The organism is Alcanivorax sp. (assembly GCF_051117345.1).
In the GTDB taxonomy this organism is placed as follows: Bacteria; Pseudomonadota; Gammaproteobacteria; order Pseudomonadales; family Alcanivoracaceae; genus Alcanivorax.
Window position 1 is genome coordinate 1 of the sequence record NZ_JBNPEC010000184.1, and the last position, 5,412, is coordinate 5,412.

Annotated in this window: 5 protein-coding genes; 2 read left to right on the forward strand and 3 right to left on the reverse strand. The window is 60.3% G+C overall.

Annotated features, from left to right (window positions below; translation table 11 throughout):
- Nucleotides 1-11: 11 nt before the first annotated feature.
- Together ACFE0K_RS11825 and ACFE0K_RS11830 are read left to right on the forward strand one after the other, a co-directional pair.
- A complete protein-coding gene (locus ACFE0K_RS11825; protein ID WP_434536257.1) occupies nt 12-1,118 on the forward strand; it encodes a 5-(carboxyamino)imidazole ribonucleotide synthase in 1,107 nt (368 codons plus the stop codon).
- Nucleotides 1,119-1,382: 264 nt separating this feature from the next.
- A complete protein-coding gene (locus tag ACFE0K_RS11830; protein ID WP_434536258.1) occupies nt 1,383-1,961 on the forward strand; it encodes a VTT domain-containing protein in 579 nt (192 codons plus the stop codon).
- Nucleotides 1,962-2,145: 184 nt separating this feature from the next.
- Here the strand turns inward: ACFE0K_RS11830 and ACFE0K_RS11835 are convergent, their stop codons facing one another.
- The 3 genes from ACFE0K_RS11835 to spoT all read right to left on the reverse strand — a co-directional run bounded on the left by ACFE0K_RS11835 (nt 2,146) and on the right by spoT (nt 5,322).
- Nucleotides 2,146-2,382 (reverse strand): DUF2789 domain-containing protein, encoded by a 237-nt coding sequence (locus ACFE0K_RS11835; protein WP_434536259.1) that lies wholly within the window; start codon nt 2,380-2,382, stop codon nt 2,146-2,148.
- Between the two features lie 148 nt (nt 2,383-2,530).
- Nucleotides 2,531-2,917, reverse strand: coding sequence for a RidA family protein (locus ACFE0K_RS11840; RefSeq protein ID WP_434536260.1), 387 nt, complete (start codon nt 2,915-2,917; stop codon nt 2,531-2,533).
- Between the two features lie 293 nt (nt 2,918-3,210).
- Nucleotides 3,211-5,322 (reverse strand): bifunctional GTP diphosphokinase/guanosine-3',5'-bis pyrophosphate 3'-pyrophosphohydrolase, encoded by a 2,112-nt coding sequence (spoT, locus tag ACFE0K_RS11845; protein WP_434536261.1) that lies wholly within the window; start codon nt 5,320-5,322, stop codon nt 3,211-3,213.
- Nucleotides 5,323-5,412: the final 90 nt, after the last annotated feature.

The following is a 5,412-nucleotide window of genomic DNA, read 5'->3' on the forward strand; positions in this document are numbered from 1 at the left end:
GGTGAAGGCTGATGAATGGTGGGCTCGTGTTCGGTGGGGGCCAGTCTGGCCTGATGATGGCAGAAGCGGCGGCGCGTCTGGGCCTGGTAGTGGGTCGTTACGACCCGGAACGGGCCTTGCTGCTGCCAGGCACCGCGGACCTGGCAGTGCCGATCAGCTGGGAAGAGTGCCAGGAGCGCTACCCGGTGATCACCGTGGAGCGCGAAGCCTTCCCGGAAGCCGGCCTGTCCGCCGAGCTGGCAAAGAGCGACCGTTGCGTGGCGCGCGGCGCGCTGGAAGTGATCCCCGATCGCTTCACCCAGAAATCCATGCTCGACAAGCTGGGCATTCCCACTGCTCCCTGGGTGACCCTGGACCAGCCGGACGATCTGGATGCGGCGGTGGCGAAGTTTGGCGGTGTGGTGGTCAAGGCACGCACCGGCGGTTATGACGGGCGTGGCACCTGGATCGTTGGCGAAGGCGGTGATCTGAGCGCGGTGCCTGCCAGCGAGCTGGCTGGCAAGGCCATCATCGAACAGAAGATTCCTTTCCGCCGCGAGCTGTCTATTGTTGGTGCTCGCAGCACCAACGGCGAAACCCTGTTCTACCCGCTCACCCGCAACTGGCATGTGGACGGCATCCTGCGCCTGAGCCTGGCGCCGGCCAATGCCTGCGCCGACCTGCAGAAGCCGGCTGAGAAGATGCTCAAGGGCATCATGGAAGAGCTGGACTACGCCGGTGTGATGGCGGTGGAGTTTTTCGAAACTGATGGCCAGCTGATGGTCAACGAGATTGCTCCGCGAGTGCACAATTCCGGCCACTGGACACACGAAGGGGCTGACTGGTCCCAGTTCGATCTGCATGTCCACGCCCTGGCCGGGGTGCCCCTGCACGCGCTGAATGTGCACGGCCCCACCGCCATGGTGAACCTGATCGGTACCCCCTTCGAAAGTGCCTGGCTGCAACACCCGGGTGTGGTGCACTGGTATGGCAAGGGCGTGCGCCCGGGTCGCAAGCTGGGCCACGCTAATCTGGTGGCGGACAGCCTGGAAGGCCTGCGCGCCGGTCTGGATGCCTGGGCGGATGTGCTGCCGGAGGGCTATCAGGCCGTCCTGGATTCCGAATTGGCGTTGGGCTGATTGTGAGTTGCGAGTTGAAAGTTCAAAGTTGAAAAGCGCAGGTTAAATGAGGTGTCAACCAGCCAGCGCTGGTGACCGCGATGGGCTGTTTTTTTGGATTGTTTTCCTGGCGATGCGGCGCGGCTAAGACGGATTTCGGATGGCTCCTGGCATGCCCCGCGCTTTTCAACTTTGAACTTTCCACTTGAAACTCCGCCCCCTTCACGTTCCCGCTTTCCCCCAATCGGTTACACTGAATCCTGACTTTGAGACAGGAATCCGGATGTGGCTTTGCCGTTTGCCATGACACGTTATCGACGACTGATCCTGCTGGCCGTGGTGCTGGTGACAGTGCTGTTACTGGTGGAACTCACCGGGCTGCGTGAGCAGTTTTCCCTGCCTGCCTTGCGGGCGCTGCTGGAAGCCAACCTGGTGGTGGGCGTCTTGCTGTTTGTGCTGGCGTTTGCCATTGGCAACCTGATCCAGTTGCCGGGCTGGCCGTTTCTGGCAGCGGCGATACTGGCGCTGGGCACGGCGACCGGCGGGCTGGTCACCTATGTGGCGGCCTGTGTCTCCTGCCTGGTGACATTTCAGGTGGTGCAGGGTGTTGGCGGTAGTGCCTTGCGGGATATCGACAGGCCCCTGGCAAGGAAGATTCTTGCCCGCCTGGACCGCCATCCGGTGCGCAGCGTGGTGTTACTGCGACTTCTGTTCCAGACCATGCCTGCCCTGAACTACACCCTGGCATTGAGCGGAGTAAAACGCCGCGATTATCTGCTCGGCTCTCTGCTGGGCCTGCCCCTCCCGCTGTTGGTTTACTGCTTTTTCTTTGATCGTATCGCGCGGGTGTTGCAACTGGTTTGAGCCTGAATTCGGGCGGTTTGTTTTACGCTGGTGCTCCCGTCCTTTTGGCGGTACCGCGGAAGAGCGCACGAATATTCGTGCGCTGCCTATACCTTGTCATACCCGGGGCAGTGTCTGTTTTTGCTATGTTTCATCCCACGGCAAGCATCGCTTCCCACACGAGAAGATGTTGTGTAGAGGTTTTCTAGTGGCGCAGCAGAGCGCTCAGGCTGTCCACCGCTTCGGCCCAGTCCGCGTCCTCGCGAATGGCATCTGCCAGAAAACGTGCCTGAGAAGCGTTCCAGAACGGTGCCTGATGTAGATGCATGCTGTCTTTCAGGCTGCCGGCGTACTGATGGATGAAGTCTTCGATGGCCGCATCGCTGTTATCCAGGCCAAGCTGGGCAAACAGGGTGGGTAGGTCGTGGGTTGCGGTGTCCATATCGCAGTCCCTCCGGGTCGGATGACGTTATATCCAGATGGTGCGCTCTTGGGGCGCGGTTGTCTTCCCCCTGAGGAGGAGAGTTTGGTAACAAAAACGCCCGCGAGTAGCGGGCGTGTTGCATGATGCATGCGGCCTGTTGCGGCGGTTATGCAATATCCATGATGCCGTCCATTTCCACGCCGGCGCCCTTGGGCAGGGCTGCCACGCCGATGGCGGCCCGAGCGGGATAGGGTTGTTTGAAGTGACGCGCCATGATCTCGTTGACTAGGGCAAAGTGGCTCAGATCGGTGAGGAAAATATTCAGTTTGACGATGTCCTGCAGGGTGCCCCCGGCGGCTTCACAGACGGCGATCAGATTGCTGAATACCTGTTCGATCTGCGCTTCCATATCGCCGTCCACCAGCTCCATGGTGTCAGGCACCAGCGGGATCTGGCCGGACAGATAAACGGTGGCGCCTGCCTTGATGGCCTGGGAATAGGTGCCAATGGCCTGAGGCGCCTTGTCGGTGCTGATAACGGAATGGTTGGACATGATCGGTTCTTCACTTGGTTGAGCTGCCAGCACCTTGGTGCTGGCAGGCGGAAATCAGGAAAGAGGCTATGCTTGCACGCAGCAGGCTCACACGCAACACAGGAGGCTTGTCCCTGTTTGCGGGCGCATAGATAACCTCTGGAAAGATCGATTTACCACAGAGGGCGCAGAGCCCACAGAGCAAAAGAAGGGTTTTCTCTGCGTCTCAGTGCTCTCTGTGGTGAAAATGCTTGTGGTCCGGGTTGGCTAAAACGGCGCCGGCGATGCTCCTACGCGGAGGCTGGTGTGTGTGATCAAAGCCGGTGAATACGCACTATGCTGTCCAGCGTGCGTAGCTTCTTGATGATGCGGGCCAGGTGGATGCGGTCTTTTACCGTCATGGTCACGTTGAGGGAGGTGAGCGTCGGGTCCTTCTCTGCCATGTCGATGGTGTCGATGTTGGAGCCCAGCTCGGAAACGCTGTTGGCCAGTGTAGCCAGCACGCCGCGCTTGTTGATCAGCTCGATGCGCAGGGCGGCGGTGAACTCCTGCTCCACCTGTTTATCCCAGCTCAGGGCGATGCATTTTTCCGGGGCGTTGCGCATTTCCGCCAGCAGGTTCTTGCAGGTGTCCCGGTGTACCACGATGCCGCGACCGGCGCTCAGGTGGCCGATAATGGTGTCGCCGGGCAGTGGCAGGCAGCACTTGGCATAGCTGACCATCAGGCCTTCGCTGCCACGGATGGCCAGTGGTCGGCGGTCATCTTCGTGCTGGCGTTCGTCATCATCGCGGGCGCCAGCCAGTTTACGGGCTACCAGCGGCGCCAGGCGGTTGCCCATGCCGATGTCTTCCAGCAGTTCGTCCAGTTCCACATAGCCGTTACCGGCCAGCTCACTGACGACCCGTTCGATGGGCAGCTCGTCCATGCCGATGTCATAGGAATGCAGGGCTTTTTCCAGTAGCCGTTCGCCCAGCTCCACGGCATCTTCGCGGCGCTGGTGTTTGAGGAAGTGACGTATGTTGGTGCGCGCCTTGCCGGTGACCACGAAGTTGAGCCAGGCCGGGTTGGGGGTGGCGTTGGGGGCGGTGATGATTTTCACCGTCTGGCCGGATTCCAGGGGCGTGGAAAGTGCCGCCAGCTTGCCGTCGATACGGGCGGCTACGCACTGGTTGCCCACCTTGGTATGCACCGCATAGGCGAAATCCACGGCGGTGGCACCGCCGGGCAGTTCCTTGATGTCGCCCTTGGGGGTGAACACATAGGCTTCGTCCGGGAACAGGTCCACCTTTACATTCTCGATGAACTCCATGGAGTTGCCGGCTTTCTGCTGTAGCTCAAGCAGCCGCTGCATCCAGCTCTGGGTGCGACTGTGGGTGGGCGAGCCGGGCTCGTCGTCGGCCTTGTACAGCCAGTGAGCGGCGATGCCGTTATTGGCCATGGCCTCCATTTCCTCGGTACGGATCTGCATTTCCAGGGGAATGCCGGAGCGCGCCTTGAGGGTGGTATGCAGGGACTGGTAGCCGTTGGCCTTGGGAATGGCGATGTAATCCTTGAAGCGGCCGGGGATCGGAGTGAAGTAGTTGTGCACCGCGCCCAACACCCGGTAACAGGTATCCACCCGGTCGACGATGATGCGAAAACCAAACACATCCATGATGTCGGCGAAGGGTTTGTGCTGCTCCTTCATCTTGGAGTAGATACTGAAAAGATGCTTTTCGCGGCCCAGCACCCGCGCCTCGATGCCTTCTTCTTCCAGGCAGTGTTCCAGGCTGGCCTTGATGGTGGTGAGGATTTCCTTGCGGTTGCCGCGGGCCTTTTTTACTGCCTGGCCAATCAACCGGGCGCGCATGGGGTAGATGGCGTGGAAGGCCAGGTCCTCGTACTCCACCCGCATGTTGTACATGCCCAGCCGGAAGGCGATGGGGGCGTACAACTCCAGAGTCTCAGTGGCGATGCGGCGGCGTTTTTCCGCACGCATAACATGCAGGGTGCGCATGTTGTGCAGGCGGTCGGCCAATTTGATGAGAATGACGCGGATGTCCCGGGTCATGGCCAGCATCATCTTGCGCAGGTTTTCCGCCTGCTGCTCGGCCTTGGACTCGAATTTGATCTGGGCGATTTTGGAGACGCCGTCCACCAGCTCGGCCACTTCCTCGCTGAATTCCCCGGCCAGCTGTTCCTTGGTGATGCCGGTGTCCTCGATCACGTCGTGCAGCATGGCAGCCATCAGTGAAGAGTGGTCCATGTGCATGTCGGTGAGGATGTTGGCCACGGCCAGCGGGTGGGTGATGTACGGGTCCCCGGTGCGGCGGTACTGCCCCTCGTGCGCTTGCTCGGCAAAATGGTAAGCGCGTACGACCTGGGCGATCTGATCATCGTCCAGATAACTGCGTAACCGTTTTTCCAGGTTATGGATGGTGGGCAAAAGTCCTCGTCACGCCCGGGGCGTTGTAATGATTAGGGAGTAGCCTTAGCTTAGATTTGAGGGCGAGGTTTGTCCATGACAAGCGCGATA

What these genes read in the sequence shown, in the direction of transcription:
- ACFE0K_RS11825 (WP_434536257.1), top strand. Translation starts at nt 12, where the DNA reads ATGAATGGTGGGCTCGTGTTCGGTGGGGGCCAGTCTGGCCTGATGATG.
- ACFE0K_RS11840 (WP_434536260.1), bottom strand. Translation starts at nt 2,917, where the DNA reads ATGTCCAACCATTCCGTTATCAGCACCGACAAGGCGCCTCAGGCCATT.
- ACFE0K_RS11835 (WP_434536259.1), bottom strand. Translation starts at nt 2,382, where the DNA reads ATGGACACCGCAACCCACGACCTACCCACCCTGTTTGCCCAGCTTGGC.